Annotated in this window: 11 protein-coding genes; all 11 read left to right on the forward strand. The window is 41.6% G+C overall.

Features of this window, described 5'->3' with window-relative positions:
- Positions 1–27 precede the first annotated feature (27 nt).
- Positions 28–678: an RNA polymerase sigma factor gene (locus QWY93_RS14035; RefSeq protein ID WP_290248986.1), complete on the forward strand. Its 651-nt coding sequence runs from the start codon at positions 28–30 to the stop codon at positions 676–678.
- A 36-nt stretch (positions 679–714) separates the two neighbouring features.
- On the forward strand, positions 715–1,734 hold the full coding sequence (locus QWY93_RS14040; protein ID WP_290248987.1) for a FecR family protein: 1,020 nt from the start codon (positions 715–717) through the stop codon (positions 1,732–1,734).
- 140 nt (positions 1,735–1,874) lie between these two features.
- On the forward strand, positions 1,875–5,345 hold the full coding sequence (locus QWY93_RS14045; RefSeq protein ID WP_290248989.1) for a SusC/RagA family TonB-linked outer membrane protein: 3,471 nt from the start codon (positions 1,875–1,877) through the stop codon (positions 5,343–5,345).
- Between the two features lie 13 nt (positions 5,346–5,358).
- The gene (locus tag QWY93_RS14050; RefSeq protein WP_290248990.1) at positions 5,359–7,128 is read left to right on the forward strand and encodes a RagB/SusD family nutrient uptake outer membrane protein; all 1,770 of its coding nucleotides are present in this window, start codon (positions 5,359–5,361) and stop codon (positions 7,126–7,128) included.
- A 73-nt stretch (positions 7,129–7,201) separates the two neighbouring features.
- Positions 7,202–8,506 (forward strand): IPT/TIG domain-containing protein, encoded by a 1,305-nt coding sequence (locus QWY93_RS14055; RefSeq protein ID WP_290248992.1) that lies wholly within the window; start codon positions 7,202–7,204, stop codon positions 8,504–8,506.
- 238 nt (positions 8,507–8,744) lie between these two features.
- A complete protein-coding gene (locus tag QWY93_RS14060; protein WP_290248994.1) occupies positions 8,745–15,188 on the forward strand; it encodes a cellulose binding domain-containing protein in 6,444 nt (2,147 codons plus the stop codon).
- A gap of 519 nt (positions 15,189–15,707) precedes the next feature.
- The gene (locus QWY93_RS14065) at positions 15,708–17,126 is read left to right on the forward strand and encodes a glycosyl hydrolase family 28 protein (protein ID WP_290248995.1); all 1,419 of its coding nucleotides are present in this window, start codon (positions 15,708–15,710) and stop codon (positions 17,124–17,126) included.
- A gap of 18 nt (positions 17,127–17,144) precedes the next feature.
- On the forward strand, positions 17,145–18,158 hold the full coding sequence (locus QWY93_RS14070) for a family 43 glycosylhydrolase (protein ID WP_290248996.1): 1,014 nt from the start codon (positions 17,145–17,147) through the stop codon (positions 18,156–18,158).
- Positions 18,159–18,501: 343 nt separating this feature from the next.
- Positions 18,502–20,442, forward strand: coding sequence for a glycoside hydrolase family 97 protein (locus tag QWY93_RS14075; protein WP_290248997.1), 1,941 nt, complete (start codon positions 18,502–18,504; stop codon positions 20,440–20,442).
- A 581-nt stretch (positions 20,443–21,023) separates the two neighbouring features.
- Complete coding sequence (locus QWY93_RS14080) at positions 21,024–21,377, forward strand: hypothetical protein (RefSeq protein ID WP_290248999.1); 354 nt, start codon at positions 21,024–21,026, stop codon at positions 21,375–21,377.
- A 128-nt stretch (positions 21,378–21,505) separates the two neighbouring features.
- Positions 21,506–23,443 carry a glycoside hydrolase family 53 protein gene (locus QWY93_RS14085; RefSeq protein ID WP_290249001.1) on the forward strand — a complete coding sequence of 646 codons (1,938 nt, stop codon included), beginning with the start codon at positions 21,506–21,508 and terminating at the stop codon, positions 23,441–23,443.
- The last annotated feature ends 17 nt before the right edge of the window (positions 23,444–23,460 follow it).

Consider the following 23,460-nt stretch of genomic DNA (forward strand, 5'->3'; position numbering starts at 1 on the left):
AGAGCTAGTGCACCATACAGTTCGACTATGAAAAAAACCCAAAATAAAGACCTCAAAGAAAATGCTAAAACTTCGGCGCAGTTGTACATGCAGCACAGCCAGGTGATGATAGTTTATACTGAAAAGTCCGATAGGGAGGTTTGGGCTTCCTTTAAAAATGGCGACGAATCTGCATTCAATTACATCTATAGGAAATATGTAGGCGATCTATTCAATTACGGAATGCAAGTGACTCCTGATGATGAACTGGTAAGGGATTGTTTGCAAAAAATGTTTATAGATCTTCGGAACCGGGGATCTAGATTGGGGGATGTCAAAAGTATAAAAGGGTACTTATTTACAGTTTTTCATAGAGAACTCTTTAAGTTGATCAGGGGCAAGAGAAAAACGGAAAGTGCCTTTTTGTCTATTGAGGATGGTGAAAACCACTTTTTTATAGAAGCCTCTCATGAAACTCAACTTATTGCAGAAGAATTTAGTGAAGAGAAAAAGAAAGAATTAGAAAAAGCCCTCAATCAACTTACTTTAAGACAGAGACAAGCCATAATCCTGCTATATCAAGAAGAGCTGTCCTACAAAGAAATCGCTGAAATCATGCAGTTTAAGGAAGTTAAGACAGCAAGGAGCCTAATCTATAAGGCAATGACCAACTTAAAGGAAATTTTCGAGGTGAAGTGAAAAATTGAAATCGTTCCAATGAACCGGGAGTCTAAAATGAAATACACAGAATTTGACATAGAGGATTTTTTGAATGATGAGTTCTTCATTCAATGGGTCAAACACCCAGGGGATGAAACGGATCATTTTTGGCTAAAGTGGATGAATGAAAATCCGGAAAAGCGAAATGTGATTCAGAAGGCACGTGAAGTTATCATGATTGTAGATTACAAAAGTAGAAATGTTTTATCTGATAAGGCATATATGGATTTGTTTGAGAATATTTTGGAAAAAAGTCCTGAAATAGCCACCCATGAGAGAAAATTCTTTTGGCGAGGTTGGCATAAAGTGGCTGCCATACTGATTTTCGTTTTTTCGAGTGTTTATTGTTTACAGTATTTTTTAGTTAAAAATCCAGAAAACCTTGTCAAACCTGTTGAAATGGTGAGCAAATATAATCCTGTAGGTCAAAAATCTAAATTTAGATTACCTGACGGAACCATAGTTCATCTTAATGCTGATAGCAAGTTATTGTTTCCCCGGCATTTTGTTGGTCAGGAAAGAAGAGTCAGAATGGAAGGGGAGGCCTATTTTGAAGTGAAAGAGGATAAGGAAAAACCTTTTATTATTGAAACAGGTGAAAACCAGATAAAAGTGCTGGGTACTTCTTTTAACCTGGTCAATGATGGCTACTTATCAGTTGCCCTTGTCAGTGGAAAAGTAGCAGTCGAAGATGAAAAAGGGGAAATAATTACCCTTTTGCCCAGCGAAATGTTGGTTAAAAGTAAAACTGGAGCAATTTCCAAAACTAGTTTTGATCCCCTGGAAATTGCAGGTTGGAAAGATCAGTACCTGATTTTTAAGAATAATACTTTGGATGAAGTAGTGGAAAAGTTGGAAAAATGGTATGGAGTCAAGGTTCATTCTGAGCTAAAATTGGAGGAAAATTGGTCTTATTCAGGGGTTTACCATGACAAATCATTGGAATATGTTTTGGATGGAATAAGCATCGCCTCTGAGTTTTCTTATTCTATCGATAATAATAAAGTAACAATTTCTAACCCGAAAAAAAGATAACCGATGAAAAATAATTACAAAAACACCAGTTAAAAAGGAAGGCAGAAAAGCTAGCTTTTCTGCCTTGAAGCCTTTGTCCCAATCGCCAAATCAGTCAAAGGCTAATTTTAAGTTTTCACACCTAAAATCTTTAACAAAATATGGAAAATAGAATACTAAGGCAAATTATTATGCTTTCTAAATATTTTGTGGGTGCTTTCATTTTTCAGCTTTTTTTTACAGCTGTATTGATGGCAAACACAACAAATGCCCAAAAAAGCCTGAGCGAAACTGTGGTGACAGTACAAGTAGAGAACGGTGGGCTCGAAGAAATCATCGGGCAACTTCACCAGCAGAGTGAATTTAAGTTTAGTTTCAATCAAGGAAAGGTTGATGTTCGTACAATTAAACTTGACCTAAACAAGGTTGATTCCCCCCTAGTAGAAGTCCTTAAGGAGATTTCTTCAAAATCCAATTTAAAATTTGTAAGAGTGGACAATTTGATCCACATCACCCGCAAGAATCCCTCCGAACTTTCGGCAAGGGAGGAAAATATTCTTGTCAAAGTAACTGGAAAGGTTTCTGGTTCTGATGGTGGACCTCTAATAGGAGCAACTGTATTGGAAAAAGGTACTTCGAATGGAACAGTTACTGATTTAGATGGGAAATTTTCATTGAATGTGTCCGAGGATGCAACTTTGGTAATTTCATTCCTAGGGTACATTGCAAAGGAGTTACCTGTGGGAGACCGTACTTCATTTGAAATATTTCTAGAACCTGATGTATCAAGCCTGCAGGAGGTGATAGTCGTCGGTTATGGGGAACAAAACAAGGCAACCCTTACGGGAGCTGTCGAACAGGTAGACTCAAAAGTTTTTGAGGATAGAGCAGTTACTAATCCCGCCCTTTCCCTTCAGGGACAAACTCCTGGATTGGTAGTGACCCGTGGTTCTTCCAGGCCTGGCAACGAGGGTCTTAAATTGCAAATCAGGGGAGCTACATCTGTCAACGGAGGTTCACCATTGATCGTAATTGATGGGGTCCCGGCAGTGAATGATAATGCATTTTACAACATGAACCCTGATGATATTGAATCAATAAGTATACTAAAAGATGGGGCTGCCTCTATTTACGGATCTCGAGCTGCTAATGGGGTGTTATTGGTTACGACTAAGCGGGGTGCCGTTGGTGATATTAAAGTAAATTTAACTAGCAATTTTCGAGTGAATGCCATAGGTATACGACCTGCAGTTTCAGGTTTGAGAAAATATGCAGAAATGAATATAGAGGCTACCGATGAGGATTTGGCCTATGCCGGTACCGCATGGTATTGGGGCTGGGTAGACAGGGAAACGCTTGTCAGAATGCGGGATGAAGGGCCCGGGATATATACTACCCAATACTGGGGAGATATTTTCTTAGGGGAAGGTAATCGCTTTGATGATATGTACGGTACATCCTATTCAAATCAAACTAACTTGAGTGTTTCGGGAGGCTCCGAAAGGTCCAAATACCGGGTTTCTGCCGGCTTTGCTGAAAATGTAGGTAATCTTAAACCTGCTTATGACGGAAAGGAACAATATAACCTAAGGCTAAACCATAGTTATCAAATTTCAGATAGAATAAATATCGAAACAGGATTATCTTATTTTAGGTCTCATGTATCCGGTCCTTCGGGTGGCCTTGGAATTACCTCATTAGCTTATGACCCTCCATTGTTCCCGGCCAAAAATCCCTATGGCCAGTGGTATGCAAATTTTGGTGTTGCAGGAAACAGGCATTCTATTGCCAATGTCATTGAAGGTGGTCGCGAGGAGTCTTACGCAGATCAACTAAAATTATCCATAGCAGCTACTTTTGATATTACCGATGACCTGAATTTCAGGACAACGGCCAGCTTGGATAAGGAGTTCTGGGACCGGGAAAAATATAAGATCAATATCCCCATGTACACCTGGTTCGGGGAAAAGGCTCCTGAGTCTGTCAACCCTAATTCTTCATTCGAGAAAATAAAGCGGAACATTAGTTACGGAAACTATGGAGGCTTTTTAAATTATAAAAAGTCTCTTGGATCGGATCACCACCTAGCGATGATGGTGGGATCCACCGCCGAATTGAGAAAAACCGATGAATTGCAAGGGTATAGGCAGGGTTTTGAAGATAATGGCATTTATAATTTGAATGTGGCGTCCCCTGAAAATAACGTGACCAATAAAGGGCTGGCTTCCAACTGGGGATTCCTTTCGTATTTAGGACGATTCAATTACAACTATAAAGATAAATACCTCCTGGAGCTGACTGGCAGAAGAGATGGATCCTCAAAATTCCATCCTGATTACCGTTGGTCAAATTTCGGGGGAGCGTCTGTCGGCTGGGTAGTGACTGAAGAGCAATTTATGCAGGATGTTACCATACTGGATTTTCTTAAGTTCAAGGCCAGTTACGGTGAAATGGGAGGACAGGTTGGAATCGGAAACCATGACTATTTGTCTGCTGTAACCTTGGGTTCAACCATTTTTGGCAAAAGTGCTTCCCTACAGACCACCGCGGCCGTTCAGGGGCTTACCAGCCTTACTAGAACCTGGGAAAGGATAGGTGTGGCCAATTACGGAGCAGAATTCAGGCTTTTGAATCACAGGCTAACAGGGTCATTTGACTATTTTACCAAGAAGAACGATGGCATGTTAATCGCTGTGAACTATCCGGACCTGCTAGGTGGAGAAGCTCCGAAAACAAATAGTGGCGTCCTGGAAGTAAAAGGTTGGGAAGCAATGCTTTCCTGGAAATCAAATCTTGGCGATTTCAAATATAATGTATCCCTAAATATGAGTGATACAAGAAATGAATTGGTCAGTATGGATGGCGTTAATATTTATCATGCAGGCTTGAACAAAACCATACAAGGATATCCGTTGGACGCTTATTTCCTTTATCAAACAGATGGTTTTTTTGCTAATGAGGCTGAAGTGGAAGCTTATTATGAACAGCTTAATAATGGAGGAGAGGTCCCCAATTCCGATAACCAGTCCATACGGTTACGGCCTGGCGATACAAAAAAAGTTAATCTGGATGGTGATGGTATCATCAATGGTTCCGGAACTACCGTGGATGGAGACGGCGATGTTAAATTTATGGGAGATGCCGCCCCCCATTACACCTATGGTATTAATCTAGGTTTTCAATTCAAGGGCTTTGATTTTGGTACTTTCTTTCAGGGTGTGGTTAATCAAAACATCGTAAGAACTGATGGTATGGCCTATCCATTTGTCACTGTGGGCAATAACCAGACCACAGCCTATCAGGGGAAAACATGGACGGAGGAAAACCCAAACACATCCTATCCAAGATTGACCTTTAATACAAGCAGGGCCAGGTGGAACTGGAAAAACAATGACTTTATGTTGCAGAACAATCGCTATCTCAGGATGAAGACCTTAGTATTTGGCTACACTTTTAATGATCTGAAAATGGGTAATTATACCATGGACAGGATACGCCTGTATTTTTCTGGGAATGATTTGTTTGAAATCACAAGTGTAAAAGATGGTTGGGATCCTGAGTTTGGTTCAAGTAGCAATAGTTCCTATCCTTTTAACAGGACTTATTCTATTGGCTTAAATGTGACATTCTAAAAAACTGAAAGCGATGAAAAAATTTAATTATATATTGATGCTGATTGGAATTTTGTTTTCAACGGCTTGTGAAGATAATTTTCTGGATTTAGAAAGACCGGACGCCTTGTCTGAATCATCTTACTTTAAGACAGCAGATCATTTCAGGGCTGCGGCCAATGGTTTATACACCAGTCTTTGGGGATGGAGATGGAATGGAGGTAATGCCCAGCAACTTCTTTTAGATAGAGGATCAGACTTAAATGGATATGGTACAGGGTATGGAGTAGGAAATATCATTCCAAGTAATACAGATTATGTGTGGACACTTTCCTATAAATACATAAGGGAATCCAATATAGTTTTGGAAAAGGCCAATGAATATACCGGAGACCCTGAGGAAATTGAGGAGTATGTATCGGCAGCTAAATTTTTTAGGGCGTACCATTATTTCTTTATGCTTCAAAGGTTCGGGGGCGTACCAATCATAACCACCGTACTTGATGTTAACTCTCCGGAACTTTTGGGAAAAAGGAATTCTCGGTACGAGTTGATGTTTCAGGTAAAAAACGACTTGGAGGATGCAATAGATGGATTGCCAAATGAAGGAAGTATTTCTTCCGACGATAAAGGCCATATAAGCAAGGAAGCAGCACAATCATTGCTGGCCAAAGCGCTTTTATTTGAAGCCACCTGGGAAAAATATGTTGGGACAACTACTGACGGAGATGGAACCTCCGAAGGCGCAGGGTCGGTAAAGCCTGACGAGTACCCTTCAATGGATGAAATGTTTCAACAGGCTGCGGACCTGTCGAAAGAAGTAATGGATAGTGGCAGTTTTGAGTTGTGGAACTACAACAATGAACTGAATAACTTAACCATGTATTACCTTTTTAACCTGGAAGATGCCGGATCCAACCCGGCCGGTTTGGATAAATCTACTAATAAGGAATTCATTTTGTATAGCAAATATGATAAGGTTCTGCGTCAGGGCGGAACTAACATTAGCCATGCCTCTTATTACTCTTCTATTAACCAGAAGTTTCAGGATATGTTCCTAATGGTAGATGGATTGCCTATCGACAAATCTCCTTTATTCCAGGGGTACAAGTCAAACTATGAGCAGATGTATGATCGTGATTATAGGTTATATGCATATACAGGCGGTAATGAACATGAAATAAAAATAAATCCACAAACGACGCATCTTGAAGGTGGAGTTAACTATTGGAACCGTAAGTTCAGGTCCTATAACTTTCCAAATTATAGAGAATCAGGTACAGAGTCTTCTGATTTTCCAATTATCAGGCTTGCAGAAGTTTATTTAATCTATGCCGAGGCCTTATATGAACTAAATGGGGCTATCACAGATGCCCAACTTGATGAATCCTTGAATAAAGTAAGGGGACGATCAGGTGTGGCTCCGTTAACGAACCAATTAGCTTCCGATTACGATTTAAATATTTTAGAGGAGATCAGAAGGGAACGTGCAGTGGAATTATTCCAGGAAAATAACCGGTTTAATGATTTGAGGCGATGGGGCATAGCTGAAGAAGCACTTAACGCACCAACTTTTGGGCCAATCATTGAAGGTACAGATTATGAGGACAATCCGGAACTGTATGATCCGAATGCTTATCAGTTTGGGGAGGCAGTAAAAGAGTTCACCGGTGTGGGACCTAGACGTGCGATTGTTCTTATCCCTGAATCTAACAAAAGCTGGACAAGATCAAACTATCTCAGACCTATACCAGTAGAGGAAATCAATTTGAATAAAAACCTCCTACAGAACCCGGGGTATTAATTTGATAATAAAAAGGCTTAAAAGCGGGTCAGTATTGGCCTGCCTTAAGAAAAACCTTAATAAATATTTTGTTATGAAAAAGAATAAACTAAAATATTTCACAGGCTTATTGGCTTTAGTGCTTGGCATTGTATTGGTAACTTCATGTCAGCCTGAGTATGAACCGGAGATATATACCTATCCTGAGTTTTCAATTACTGACTTTACTCCCAAAGCAGGTTTGTTGGGAGAGCCACTGACTATTACTGGAGCAAATTTTGGAGATCATGTTGAAGCCGCTACTATTTCCTTCAATGGAGTGGTGGTAGATGAAGAAGATGTCGTGAGTTACAGTGATACCGAGATAGTAGTCAATATTCCCCAAGAGGCGGTTACAGGTCCAATAGAAATAAAGATTTGGACACAAAATATCACTACTGAAACATTTACTGTTTTACCAACACCTACAATCGCGTCTATTGTCTCTCAAGGCATGGAAGGCGAGGATGTTGCCGCTCCCGGTGAAACTGTGCTCATAACAGGTGAAAACTTTTATACAGATCCTGGGAGAGTAACTATAGAATTCAATGGAAAACCAGCAGAAATTACATCATTAGAGAGCAACTCGATAGAAGTAATTGCACCTCAAGGCTATACCACAGGTAGAGTAGTTGCAAGTTTTGATGATTACACGCTAGAGGGACCTTTTATTGCCCCAACAGTTGAAACACGTATTCGAGAGGTACTTTTTCTTACCAGATCCCTCACCTCTCATGATATTGCTGTGGCTGAAATTATTAACGATTATAAAGATGGAAATTTCTTTAATGTTACCATATTGCCTAAATCTGTTATCGAGGAATCTGACTTAGGTCAATTAAACAAGGCTGATGTGGTGATCATGGGGCGTAATGTGCCAAGTAATTCTTATGGGGGAGATACCCGAGCAGTATGGGATAATATTGAACGTCCTGTTTTGAGTATGAACATGTATGGTTTAAGAAATTATCCTGATAGAGCAAATTGGCTGAATACAACTTCCATAAGCTCTGGTGTTGATGCTACCTTAAGCGCTGAAATTCTAGTTGACGACCCTGTTTTTGGTGATCTATCCGGAACGATTGATTGGTGGCATGGTAATTATAATATTTTTCCAGATGATCCGTCACTTGCAGGAAACGGAATACTATTGGCCAAAAGCCCTGCAGGTAGCCCTTTGTTTATCCGTTGGGATGCAAACATAGAATTTTATGATGGAGCAGGTCACTCGCCAAAAGGAATCCGTACGTTTTTTGGATGTGGTTCCGATGGAGGAGGTGTTATACATTATTTTGAGTTTTCAGAACCAGTTAAGGAGGTCTTTTTTAAGGAATTAGATCGTATGGCACGCCATGATTAAGTGATTAACAACTCTTCTTCTAAATAATTTATTTTACCCAGGGGCCGAATGTTAATTTTTTGGCCCCGGGGGAAAATTTACTGCTTTGAACTGGACTGTAGCTTGAATTATTTGGTGGAAATAATCTGACCAATGCAGACTCAGACTTGAGCCCCATTATCTCCCTTTTAATTCATCTACTCCCCAAGATATTCTAGCGGTTTTAAATAAAAGATAATTATCAAAACCCTTAATAGCTATGAAAAAACAATTACTGGCAATTTTTCTAATATTCGCTTGCACAGGAATAGCCCTGTCACAGGAATTTGTCCACCCTGGAGGCCTTCACACCCTGGAAGACCTCAATCGTATGAAAGAAAAAGTAGCTGCCGGGGAGAGTCCCTGGATCGAGGGCTGGAACGCACTGATTTCCGACTGGAAATCGAGCGCTACTTACGGTATGACCGATGGTGTCAGGGAAAATGCGAACCTGCGACAAAACATGAACAGGGATGCACAGGCGGCCTACCTGAACGCGCTCCGCTGGTACATCTCCGGGGATGTGGCCCATGCAGAGAAGGCCATAAGCATATACAAGGCCTATGCCAATACCGTAAACCAAATACCCTCAGGAGGAAACACGGATATACTGGGGCTTGGCGGTATAGGTTTTACAGCGATGGCCATGGGAGCGGAGATCATGAGGCTTTATGAGGGCTGGGCTCCGGAGGACTTTGAGAAATTTAAGTTCATGATGAAGGAGTATTTCTATCCCGTAAGCCACGACTTCCTGACCAACCACCGCGGTGCCTGCCCCACACATTATTGGGCAAACTGGGACCTGAACAATATTTCCGCACTAATAGCTATAGGTATCCTTGTGGATGACCGGGATATTTTCAACGAGGGAGTGGAGTATTTTAAAAGCGGAGTTGGTAGTGGTAATATTCATAATGCCATCCCTTTTGTTCAGGGAGATTTTGGCCAATGGCAGGAATCCGGAAGGGACCAGTCACATGCTTTGCTGGGTATCGGGTTGATGGCCAATTCCTGCCAAATGGCCTGGAATCAGGGAGTGAATCTGTATGGCTATGACGACAACCTTTTCTTAAAAGGAGCGGAATATGTAGCCCGTACCGGCGCTCTTTCGCTTGAAGCACCGTTTTTTGAAGAATTAAACACCTGCTCCAACCGCGGGCACCGCTGGGTAGCCAGCAATCAACTGGGAAGGTATTTTGATCAGCCTGTTTGGGAAATCGTTTATAACCATTATGTGGTAAAACAAGGGCTGGAAGCACCGCACGTGGAGGCCATGGCACAAATCATGCGATTTGCGGGCAGTACCAATGATCAATTGGGACATGGTACGCTCATTTTCACACTGGATGCGGCCGCTTCCCCAGTGGCTTTAACAGCACCTCCCGGTCAGCCGCAAGGTCTTACTGTACTGGAGGGCATCGGCAGGGTAGAATTGATCTGGAATGCAGTTGAAACCATGGATGCAGAAGGGTTTACCGTGAAGCGTTCTACAAGTCCGGGCGGACCATACACCACCATTGCTTCCTGGACAGGCAGAACGAACCCGCGATATACTGATACCGATGTAGAAAACGGCACGACCTACTATTATGTGGTTTCTGCCAGGAACGAAGCGGGAGAAGGCCCTGAGTCAGTTGAAATCTCAGCCACGCCTATGGATGCAGTACAAGAGCTGCCAATAGGATGGACCCGAACAGACATCGGCAACGTGAGTACTGCAGGGGAGGCAAGCTATGCATTGGTCAATACCGGACACAGCTTTATTACCAAAGGAGCGGGTAGTATCGGCGGAACTTCCGATGCCCTGGGATTCACCTACGGGATCGCTTCAGGTGACGTAACGCTAACCGCAAGGGTGGCGGGCTTTGGAGGCGTGCAAAAAACAGGGATCATGATCCGTGAATCATTGGACCCCGATGCCAAGACCGTACTGATGAAAATTGGTGATGGCGGTTGGCGTATCGCTGGAATGGGATCACGTACCGAGACAGGAGCAAACATGGAATGGTTAGATGGAAACCGCTACACCTGGCGTCCCAATATCTGGTTCAGGATTACCCGTACAGGAAACACTTTTACCGTGTATGAGTCCAACAACAAGGATGTGTGGTTTGAAGTAGGAAGCCGTACCATAGAAATGGCTGAGGATGTTTATGTAGGACTTTTCAACAGTTCGGGAAATACCACTTCTTTGAATGAAACGAGATTTGATCACGTGTCTGTCACAGGCCATATTGGCAATGCACCTGAGGCACCTGCAAACTTTACGGCATCACCCGGCAATACCCAAAACATGCTGGATTGGGATGAGGTAAGCGGAGCTTCCAGTTATACCCTAAAACGCTCCACAACCAGTGGCGGTCCCTATGAAGTGGTGGCAACCAACCTGAATGTCACCGAGTATACGGATAATGGATTGGAGAATGGAACCACCTATTATTATGTGGTATCGGCTGCCAACCTTTCCGGAGAGAGTTTCAACGCTTTGGAGGTAAGTGCTGCGCCAGAATTGGCTATTGCACCGGCACCTGAAGAAGTAACTGCTGTGTCGGTATCTGGACAACAGATCAACCTTTCCTGGAATGAAAGTTTAAGTGCGACGAGCTACAATGTAAAGCGCGCGACAGTAAGCGGTGGGCCTTATACCACCATTGCCAGCCCGGATACCACTTCATATAGTGATACAACTGTAACGCCCGATATAATCTATTACTATGCGATCACAGCGGTAAATGCTCTTGGAGAATCGGATAGTTCTTTGGAAGTGAGTGCTACACCTGGGCAGGTAGGTTATTGGAAATTTGATGAGACGGAAGGATCGGATGCCGCTGATTCCTGGGGTGACAATATGGGAGCATTGAGTTCAGGCACAATATTTTCCGAAGGTCTGATAGATAATGCAGTGCGTTTGAATGGAAGTGATGGGTATGTGACACTCCCTGAAGGGATAGTAAGCTCCCTGACAGACTTCAGTATTTCTACATGGATTAAGCTTGATGAAGTAGATACTTGGGCACGTGTTTTTGACTTTGGTTCAGGAAGAGACAATTTTATGTTCGTTACGCCAAGAAATGGTGCCTCTGGTACTTTGCGCTATGGTATAAATAATGGAACAGGCCAGCAACGAATCAATACAGGTTCTACTTTAACCTCTGGAAGATGGTATCACCTGGCCGTGACACAATCCGGCACTACGGCTATTCTTTATCTGGATGGAGTGGAAGTAGGTAGAAATGATAATATGACCCTTAATCCATCCAGTCTGGGCAATACGCCCCAAAACTGGATTGGCAAATCACAATATCCTGATCCGTTGTTAGAAGGTCTGGTTGATGATTTTAAAATTTATAGCAGGGCGTTGGATTCCTCAGAGGTTGACTCACTTTTCAATGCGGTGGATTTTCCTGCAGTAGCGCCTGTTTCCCTACTGGCTGCACCTGGCGACAACAAGATCACCCTGAAGTGGAACGATTCTCAGGGAGCCACCAGCTACACTGTTTATAGATCAGACATTTCCGGAGGGCCTTATGCACAAGTTGGCACATCTTTAGTCAATGAATATCTGGACACGGAAGTGCTTAATGACTCTACCTACTATTATGTAGTAACTGCTACCACACCTCTCGAAGAAAGTGCTTATAGCGAAGAAATAAGTGGTACTCCGAATGGAGGTCGTGTTGCTTATCTGAAATTTGATGAAACAACAGGCACAAATGCCGCGGACTCTTGGGACGACAATATGGGAACTTTGAGTTCAGGAGCAACATTTACAGGAGGGCTTATAGATAATGCCGTTAGTTTGAACGGAATCGATGGGTATGTCACACTCCCTGAAGGGATAGTAAGTTCTTTGACGGACTTTAGCATCACCACCTGGGTAAAGCTTGATAAAGTGAACAACTGGGCACGTCTCTTTGACTTTGGTTCGGGAACAAGCAACTACATGTTTATCACACCAAAAAACGGATCCAACGGCAGATTGCGGTACGCTATTAAAAATGGTGGCGGAGAGCAGCAAATTAATACAAGTGCTACTTTAACCACAGGCAGATGGTATCACGTGGCCGTGACGCAATCCGGTACTACGGCCATTCTTTATTTGGATGGAGTAGAAGTAGGCCGAAATACCAGCATGACGCTCAGTCCATCCAGTTTGGGCAATACGCCCCAAAACTGGATCGGCAAGTCGCAGTGGCCAGACCCTTTGCTGGCAGGACAGGTTGATGATTTCAAAATCTACAGCGAGGCATTGGACGCTTCAGAGGTAGCAGAAATGGCTTTCGCATATTTGCCACCTGCAGCTCCGAAAAACCTTTCTACTGTTGCAGAAAATAACCAGGTGTCTTTAAGTTGGACCCCAGCCTTGGGAGGAACCGGTTATAATATCAAAAAGGCCACTGATTTAGAAGGTCCGTTTGAGGTAATTGCTAATGTAGTTGACACCAGCTACATAGATAAAGATGCAGTTAACTGCGAAAGATACTTCTACACCGTATCGACCATTAATAACGTGGGCGAAAGTGAGGATTCCTCGCCTGCAAGCCCTTGGTTGGGAAGCAAACTGTCAGGCACATTAATAGGTACGGATCGCTCTGGGGGCGATAACCCTGCTACCACCAAAGAAGCAGCAGTAGATGGGGATATAAGGACTTATTTCGATGCTCCGACAAATACCGCCTGGGTAGGGTACGATTTGGGTGAAGATGGCAAGGCTGTGATAACTAAAGTGCGTTATGCGCCACGTCCCGGCCATTCACACCGCATGAATGGATCACAAATCCAGGGCGCCAATTCCCCCGATTTCAGTGATGCCGAAACATTGTTTTATATTTCCAGGCCAGATGAATGGGTGATGACGGAGCAAACCATTTCCAATAGCGGAGGCTATCGTTATATCCGGTACTTATCGCCTAATGGTTACGGAAGCATTGCAGAACTCGAATTTTATGGACTGCCTGCCCGTTTACCGGAATTGAGTAGTGACAGAATTGTAGAAGGGACTTACGATTCTGCGTTTCACTATTCGACTGTGGCTTCTGATTTGCCGGAAGAATTCGTGGCTACCGGATTGCCAAAGGGTTTAAGCATAGATACCTGTACAGGTGTTATTTCCGGTGCACCTAAAGCTGCAGGAACCTTCCCCGTTGCTATTACCGCCACTAATTATTATGGTTCCGCCACAGATACGGTGACGATGGTAATTAAGAAAAACCAATTCATTAGTTTCAGCTCTATCCCCGCAAAACACATTGGTGATGCTGATTTAGCGCTTAATGCAGTTGCGAGTTCAGGGTTACCAGTTATCTATAGTAGCTCCGATACCACAGTAGCCACTATTGTTGATGGCAATAAACTGCATTTCAATGCAGTGGGTACATGTGTTATTACAGCTTTACAGGACGGTGACAGTCTTTACTATCCTGCCGAGGAAGTTAGCCAATCCTTTGAGGTACTATCTTTGGATCTCAAAGTGCTGCATAAGGACGGGGACAATGGAAATACCTCGTATAACCTTATCAAACCCCATCTTCAAATTGCCAATCAAAGTGAAGTCGATGTGGCTTATAATGAGCTGACCTTACGGTATTGGATAACTCCTGAAAATTATGCGGGAATCGATACCTGGATAGATTTTGCTGAATTAGGGAAAGATTTGGTTTCCATGAATTATGTAGTCTTGGAAAATCCACATAATGGTGCTTTTGGTTACGTAGAATACAGCTTCGAGGCTTTGGAGGATACATTGTTCGCAGGAGGGAACTCTGGAGAAATTCAGTCCAGGTTAAATAATCAAGATTGGGCCGGTTTGGATGAAACAAATGACTATTCTTACCAGTCAGGCCCATCTTATTCTGCCAACGAAAACATTACCCTTTATAGGAATGGTTTACTGGTTTGGGGGACAGAACCTGAGCCTGTGGTACCAATAACTGGTCTTAAGGTTTATGCTAGAAATAAAGAAAGCAAAAATCAGATAGGACTGACAATGGAAATTGCCAATGAAGGAAACATTCCTATCAATTATGAGGAGCTAAAAGTCCGGTACTGGTTTACCAAAGAAGGTTCTGGGGAAATGATGGATGTAGTGGACTATGCCAAGTTGGGCAGTGAAAACCTAAGTGGACAGTTTGTAGTAATGGATCCAACTGCTAATCAAGCCGATCACTATTATGAGCTGGGTTTTGATGCCGTATTAGGAAAATTTCATCCATTAAGTAAAACTGGTGAAATACAGCTGAGATTATATGATTCCAAATGGTCCTTATTGGATCAAAGTAATGATTATTCCTACTTGGAAAATAATGAGTTGTGGATCAATGATCGTATTACGGTTTACTATCAGGGACAACTTATTTTCGGATTTGAACCTGAAAATATAGGAGTGACTTCCTCTGATAACGATGAATCAACCTCTTCAAAAGAATCATTGGAGATCGTTTTCTACCCAAATCCTACGGAAGGAATGCTTCATTATAAAGCAAACTTTATAGAGGGTAATGAGGCAACATTGTCCGTGATCAATGACAAAGGAAAGGTAATGATTGAAAAGCAAATTAGTTCCAATGAAGGGAGTGTGAACTTGTATTCTATAAAAAGTGGAATCTATGTCATTCAAGTCTTTGACGGAATTCATTTGATAAGAGAAAAGGTTATTAAGAAATAGGAATATCTCAATCAAATGGGGTTGATTGCAGAGAGCCAGGTCGGTCTGATAGGAATAGCAGACTGACCGGCTTTTTCTGTATTTGTGAGCTACCTGGAAATAAAGACAAGGCTAAGGAAACGGTACTTGTATTTCCATGCGAGAAAAAAAAATCTAAACTGAATAAATTATCAACATTACCTATTATTGCCATTTTAATATTTCGTTTCCTTATTGCATTTAAAAATTCCATATGTACGTTTCTGTGAAATGTTAAAATTAGTTTAATGGCCGGATCTGAGTTGGAAAAATATAAAAAGAGGTTTTGAATTTGTGATAAAACCTTTTACTTTTCCTGTTGAAAAATGGAGTGCGGTTTTACTAAAGCCGAGTTCATGCTTTGAAAGAAATTATCAATAATTAATTGGTCTTAGAATAAAAATTATCACAATTAGAGGGCGAATTGTTATTTGAGGATCTTGTTTTACCGGACGTGAAAGCCCTTTTTGTCCAACCATCAAATAAAAATAACCTATAAACATGATGAAAAAGTTGAGCTACATAGCAATGTTAATGGCCTTAATGTCAATAGTCATAAAAGAAGCTTCTGCGCAAGACAGCCTTGTCACATACGATGTCCCCAAAGCCCTTTTTTATTCCATGCACAATGATGATTTTACTGTGCAAGTTAGAAATCCCGGAGGTCAGTGGATAGATATCTATGAATACAAGGTAAAGGTGGATATGGATAATAATGCAGATGCCTCCATGGTTTATTTTGACTTTTCAGGAAGGGTGGAAGTGAAAATCCGGAAAAACAATGGTAATGTAGGGACGGTAGCTATCAGGCCATTGTCTTATGGGATCATTCCGGAGGTGAACGGGAATATTATCCAATTTACCCTTGACAAGCCCAGGAATATTTCCCTCGAGGTAAACGGTGACAAATTACATAACCTACACTTGTTTGCCCAAACTGTTGAGGAAAGCCGTCCAGACCCTAATGATCCCAATGTTGTTTATTTCGGTCCAGGAGTACACGAAGCTCCGGATAAGCCAGGAAAGGTCTTCCAGATCAAAAGTGGACAGACGGTGTATATCCATGGAGCGGCTGCCATCAAGGGGAAATTGCTTTGTGATAAAGTCAAAGACGTACGTATTATTGGTCGGGGGATGATTTTACATCCTGAGCGAGGCGTGGAGATAAGACATTCGGAAAATATCGAAATTGATGGGATCCATGTGGTCAACCCCAAACATTATACCGTTTACGGCGGACAGTCAAATGAAATTAAGATCAAGAATATCACATCGTTCAGTTGTGGACCCTGGACGGATGGTATTGACCTGATGAGCTGCTCGGATGTAGAAATAGATGGTGTTTTCCTACGGACTTCTGATGATTGCATTGCAATCTATGCGCATCGTTGGGATTTTTATGGTAATGCAAAAAACTATAAGATCACCAATTCCACGCTTTGGGCAGATGTGGCCCATCCGACCAATATAGGAGCCCATGGGAACACGGAGCATGAAGGGGATACGATAGAAAACATCACCTTTTCCAATATTGATATTCTGGAGCATGATGAAGATGATCCCTGCTGTGTGGGCACTATGGCCATAATAGCGGCTGACAACAACCTGGTGCGAAATGTAACTTATGAAAATATCCGGATAGAAGATATCCAGGAGGGGCGCTTATTTGATTTGCGTGTGCATAATGATCCCAAGTACAATACCAAATCGGGAAGATCGATCGAGAACATTTATTTCAAGAACATCACTTATAATGGCTCTGGCTTACGTCCTTCCCAAATCAAAGGATACAATGAAGAGCGGAATGTCAATGGTGTGACAATAGAAAATGTTAGGATCAATGGAGAGAAAGTCACCAATGCCCAGGAAGCCGATCTTATTATCGGGGATTTTGTAAAAAATGTGAAATTCAAAAAATAAATTAAAATGTTACAGTGTATGAATAAATCAAAAGTCCTTGTTATGATTAGCGCTTGCGCACTTCTCGCAGGGGTAACGGGCTGCCAGAAAAGGAATGTGAAAGGCGAACAGTCGGAGAAATCCGAGATAACTGCTGAACTGATTAGCAATCCTATTTCAGAAATATCCTGCGCGGATCCCTCAATCGTAAAACACGAGGGCAGGTTTTATATCTTTGCAACGGTCGATCCCTGGGGAGGCGAAGAGCTTGTTGTCCTTGAATCTTCAGATTTTAAAAACTGGGAGCGAAAACATATTCAATGGCCTAACCTGGAAGACTGTACTAGCCCCACATCAGGAAAAGACAAAGTCTGGGCCCCTGGTGTGATCAAGGGTAAAGACGGGAAATTTTATATGTATGTAACCGTCCACAATGAACTTTGGGCCGGTGTGGCAGATCATCCGCTTGGTCCGTGGAAAAACGCCAAGGCAGATGGCACTCCATTGATCAAGGGTGACATGTTTCCTGAATATCACATGATTGATGGGGATGCATTTATTGATGACGATGGCCAGGTTTATCTGTATTGGGGCTCAGGACTGAATTGGGTAAATGGGCATTGCTTCGTGGTAAAGCTGAAGGATGATATGGCTTCTTTCAATGAAGAGGATATAAAAGATGTCACTCCTCCCAATTATTTCGAAGCCCCCTATATGATAAAGAGAGATGGTAAGTATTTTTTGATGTATTCTCATGGAAAATGTACCAACGGCACCTATCAGGTCAGGTATTCGGTAGGGGATACACCTTATGGTCCCTGGACAGAAGGTACGGAAAGCCCCATACTTACCACCACTGAAGATTCTACTACATTGGGACCTGGTCATCACACCGTGTTTTCAGAAAATGGCCAGGATTACATCCTTTATCACAGGATAAGAGACAACAGCGGACCACTGCTTCGTGAATTGGTTATTGACAGTTTGAATTTCGACATAGAAGGAAATATCAAAAAGGTAATCCCCCGGGGAGCAGCAAATTTTGCTTTGTAAGGGGGGATAACCATTATGAAATTAAGGAGCATTAAGAAAAACCCTTAATCAACTTAATCCCTTAATTGTGTTAGATTTATTTGATTCAAAGATTTAAAAAAACAGGACGAGAAAAGAATAACCAATAAGAAAAACCCTTAATTATCTTAATTCCTTAATGGTTTAAGATATATTTCATTCAACGTTTCAAAAAACAAGACAAGAAAAGTATAACCAATTAGAATTTAAGCTCCATTTAGAACCACCCTTCATTCACTTAATGTCTTAATAGTTCAAAAAATATAAGTCCCGTTTAGAAGGAGTTTATCCCAATTGGGGGATAATCTAATTACAATTAATGAAAATGAAAAAATATTTATTTAATGTTGTTCTATGCGCCTTTTCTTTTTGTTCTTTAGCTCAGGAGCCAGTAATGGTAAAAGGACCAGATAGCAAACTGGAAGTCGAAGTAGAGGTGAAGGAAGGTACTCCGTTTTACACTGTCAGTTACGAGGGGGAAGTTTTTCTGGAACCTTCCCCATTAGGGCTTAATACATCTATTGGGAACTTTTCTGAATCCATGACTTATATCTCTCATGAGACCCGGGCTATTAAGGAGTCTTATGAATTAAAGAAGAGTAAAGTAAGCCAGGTAAACTATGAGGCAAACGAACTCATAACCCTGTATTTGAATGCGAATGGTGATACGTTGAAAATTGTGTTTAGGGTGAGCAATTCCGATGTTGCATTCTCTTATCAAGTAACTGTAGCCGGTGACGAGACTAACCTGCTGGTATATGGAGAAGCTACCGGATTTGACCTTCCGGACTATGCTACCACCTTTATTACCCCTCAGGCACCTCCTATGTCTGGCTGGATGAAAACCAAGCCAAGTTATGAAGAGCCATACACTTATGATGAACCAGTGGGCACACCTTCAAGCAACGGAGTAGGTTACACATTTCCGGCACTCTTTAAAATAGGAGAAAAAGGTTGGGCATTGATATCAGAAACGGGTGTGGATAGCCGGTATGTAGGTGCCAGACTTGGAGAAGGGACTAAAGCAGGATTTTACCCGTTGGAATTTCCACAGGAAGGAGAAAACAATTCCCTCGGAGGAACCTACGCAGCAATGGCACTTCCGGCACAAACGCCATGGCGTACCATCACTGTAGGTGAAACACTCAAACCGATTGTAGAGTCCACTGTGGCTTTTGATGTAGTAAAGCCCCTTTACGAACCCTCACAGGAATACGAGATGGGTAAGGCCACCTGGAGCTGGATAGTCTGGCAGGATCCCAGTATGAATTATGATGACCAAGTAAAGTTCATTGATTTGGCGGCTGCATTAGAATTTGAATTCATTCTTATTGATGCATTGTGGGACAAGAATATCGGTCGGGAACGCATGGAAGAACTGGTGAAATATGCAGCATCAAAAAAAGTAGGAGTCCTACTTTGGTACAATTCCAATGGTTACTGGAATAATGCTCCTCAGACTCCAAAAAATGGTATGGATACTGCCCCAGCTCGCAAAAGAGAAATGGCCTGGATGCAGCGAATTGGGGTAAAAGGAATAAAGGTTGATTTCTTTGGCGGTGATAAACAGGCAACCATGAAACTATATGAAGATATCCTTTCGGATGCCAATGAGTATGGTATTGTCGTTACCTTTCATGGGTGCACACTTCCTCGAGGCTGGGAGAGAATGTACCCTAATTTTGTAACCTCTGAAGCTGTACTGGCTTCTGAAAACCTGGTTTTTAGTCAGGGAAATTCTGATGCATATGCTTATACCGCCACCATCCTTCCCTTTACCAGGAATTCGGTTGCCGCTATGGATTTTGGACCTGTCTTCTTCAATAAAAAACTGTCCCGGGACCAAATCCGGGGGTCCGTTCGACGAACGACCGATGCTTTTGAGGTAGCCACTTCCGTATTGTACCTCTCACCAGTGCAGCATTTTGGTATCACCCCCAACAACCTTGAGGAGCAACCGGAAAATGTTCTTGATTTTATCCGAAAGGTACCTACTACATGGGACGAAACCGTATTAGTCGAGGGTTACCCCGGCAAGCATGTCGTGATGGCGAGAAGAAAGGGTGAACAGTGGTATGTAGTGGCTGTGAATGGGGAAAAGAAGACAAAGGAATTGTTGGTAGACCTACCAATGCTAGCCAATCGGGAAGTTAACTTAATTTTTGACAAGGAAGACCGAACTGCAGGTTTTAAAAAATTAAAAGTAGATAAAAAAGGAAAAGTAAAACTGACAATACTGCCTGACGGTGGAGCGGTTATCTATTGATGAAAGAGTCGTATGGTATTGGCTCGGAGACATCAATTGTTGAATAGTCTGTGAAATTATTTGTTCATTTTATACTGCAAAAGACTTTTAATATGTAGTATAAAAAAATGATTAAATTTTAAGAATACTTTTACTGTCGTCCGGTTAAAATAAAAATTCCAATAAAAAGCTCTCATTAAACAGATGGGGCTTATTTTTAAACTTTTTAAAAAGTGCTGAATAACCGGAGAATTCCAATAGGTATTGCATAATACTGTTTTCATTTAGAAATTTTTTGTTCCAATAGATTTCCGAATACTGAAGGAATTTTTTCAGGCTGATATACGAATACTGGTTTTAAGCCACCATGACCAAGGTGGAAAAGTCCTCACCCTCATTTATCGGTTTATTTTGGACTGAAATGAGGAGGTTGGGTTTCATGGGCAAAAGCTGGAAGATGGTGGAGTTTCCAGAAAAAAATATACTTATCTTTCTTCATATTATTGGTTTTTGATTAAAATTACAATTTAGAAAACATGGAAAGTAACAATCCCGGATTTTTATATTGGTCGAATGGCTTTAGAAAAATACCAAACTAGGTTTTGCTGATCCTCATGTTGTCCGGATATGCTCTTTTCAATCCGACTCGGGCACAGGAAAGGAAGTTTTTATATTCTCAGTTGATAGATGCCATCAATTGGACCATTGCCAGTAATAAGGATAAGGACAACCAATACTTTGGAAAAGTGGATAACCTAAATATTGCTGTCTTTAGCAGGTCGTGTGGAGGTTTACAATCCCTGGAGATTGCTCCAGACCCAAGAGTTACTACTGTGGTGGTTTGTAATAGCGGTATTCTGGCAAAGCCATGTGATGGAATGCCCGGCATGCTATCCCTTAGTAAAGACCAGCTTAAGAAATTGGATTCTCCTACATTGTATTTATTAGGGGGCTAAACAGGAATTGCCTATAAAACAGCATGGATGATTTTAACCGAATAAACCACATATTTTGTATAAAATAACCCAATAGTATATATAATATGAACCAAAATAACCCAACATTACTTAAAATCTTCTTTTTTATGGCTTTAACCATATTCTGCCTTAGCTGCAAAGAAGAAAAAGATTATCGAATTGGAGCAGATATTTCATTTGTTCCCCAACTTGAAGAGAGAGGAATGTCCTTTTTTAATGAAAACAATGTAGAAAGTGATATTGTTGAAATAATGTCGGATCACCATTTTAACAATATCCGCTTACGGATTTTTGTCGATCCCAAAGCAGAAAGGGGGTATTCCAAAGAAGGATTTTGCGACCTTGAGCATTCTTTGGCCATGGCCAAGCGAATAAAAAAGGAGGGAATGGAGTTTACCCTTGATTTTCACTATAGCGATACTTGGGCGGACCCCGACAAACAATATAAACCGTCTGCATGGGAAGGTGTTTCAGGAAATAAGCTTGAGGACAGTGTTTACCATTATACGAAAAAAGTATTGGCAACACTTGATAAGGAAGGAGTGGCACCAGAAGTAGTTCAAATTGGTAATGAAATCAACCACGGTATGATATGGCCGGACGGTAAGGTAATGGACAATGCCTCAGAGGAAGATTGGAAAGAATTGATGGGATTGTATAAATCAGGTCAGAAAGCTGTACGTGAAGTACTTCCTAATTCAAAAATTATGGTTCACCTGGCCCTGGGTGGACAAAACCGGTTGTGCCGTGAGTTCTTGGATAAAATGAATGAATATGGTGCTGAATATGATATTGTGGGTTTATCCTATTATGAGAAATGGCACGGAACCTATAATGACCTAAAAACCAATGTATATGATCTTGCAGCTACTTATAAAAAACCAATCGCTATTTGTGAATATGCAGCAAATCAGGGAAACATTAAACGCATCAATGATATTGTCCGGTCCATACCTGATAATTTGGGCTATGGGACAATGGCTTGGGAACCTATTCGTGTTCTTTTCGACAAAGAAGGAAAACCCTCAGAAGAAATATTGGTGATTTATGATCAAATCCATGATCAATATGCTGATCCAAAATCAAAACCGGAAATTGATGAACCTTATACCAGAACCCAGACTGTAGAGAGACCGGTAATTGGAGCAGATATTTCATTTGTTCCCCAAATGGAAGCCCGTGGAGCTACCTTTTCTGACAATGGTAATGAAAAAGATGTTGTGGAAATATTAAAAGATCACCGGTTCAACTGGATCAGACTTCGGTTGTTTGTTGATCCCACTACAGAAAACGGTTATTCCAAAGAGGGCTATTGTGGATTGGAAAAGACGCTGGAAATGGCAAAAAGGGTTAAAGCCGCAGGGATGAAATTTCTTCTGGATTTTCATTACAGCGATACCTGGGCAGATCCTGGTAAACAATTCATGCCTGAATCTTGGTCAGATTTAAAAGGTTCAGCACTTGAAGGAAAGATATACAGTTATACGAACGAAGTGGTTAAACGCTTTATAGCTGAAGGCGTGGCTCCAGATATGGTGCAAATAGGCAATGAAATCCATAATGGAATGCTTTGGCCTGAAGGAAAAATAGAAGGAGATTCCGCTGAATCTTTTTGTGTTTTGCTCAGGTGTGCCAGCGCAGCTGTAAGAGCAGTTGATCCTAATATCAATATAATGGTTCACATCGCAAAAGCCCATGATTTAAAGAATTCCACCCGGTTTTTCGACAAGATCATCAGCAGGGATGTGAAATTTGATATCATTGGCCAATCTTATTATCCTGAATGGCATGGTGAGCTTGACAATATGGAAGCCAATATGAAGGAACTGGCCAACCGATACAATAAACCAATTATTATTGTCGAGTATAAGGAACATAAAAAGGAGGTCAATGAGATCGTAAAAAATCTACCCAATGGTTTGGGATTAGGTACCTTTATCTGGGAAGCTACATCTTCACGATGGGGCAACTTATTTGATAGGGACGGTGCTGCTAATGAAAACCTGGAGATTTACCCTGAATTTTATGAAAATTATTTCCAATAGTTCATCAGTGAATTTTC

Source organism: Echinicola jeungdonensis, from assembly GCF_030409905.1.
Taxonomy (GTDB): domain Bacteria; phylum Bacteroidota; class Bacteroidia; order Cytophagales; family Cyclobacteriaceae; genus Echinicola; species Echinicola jeungdonensis.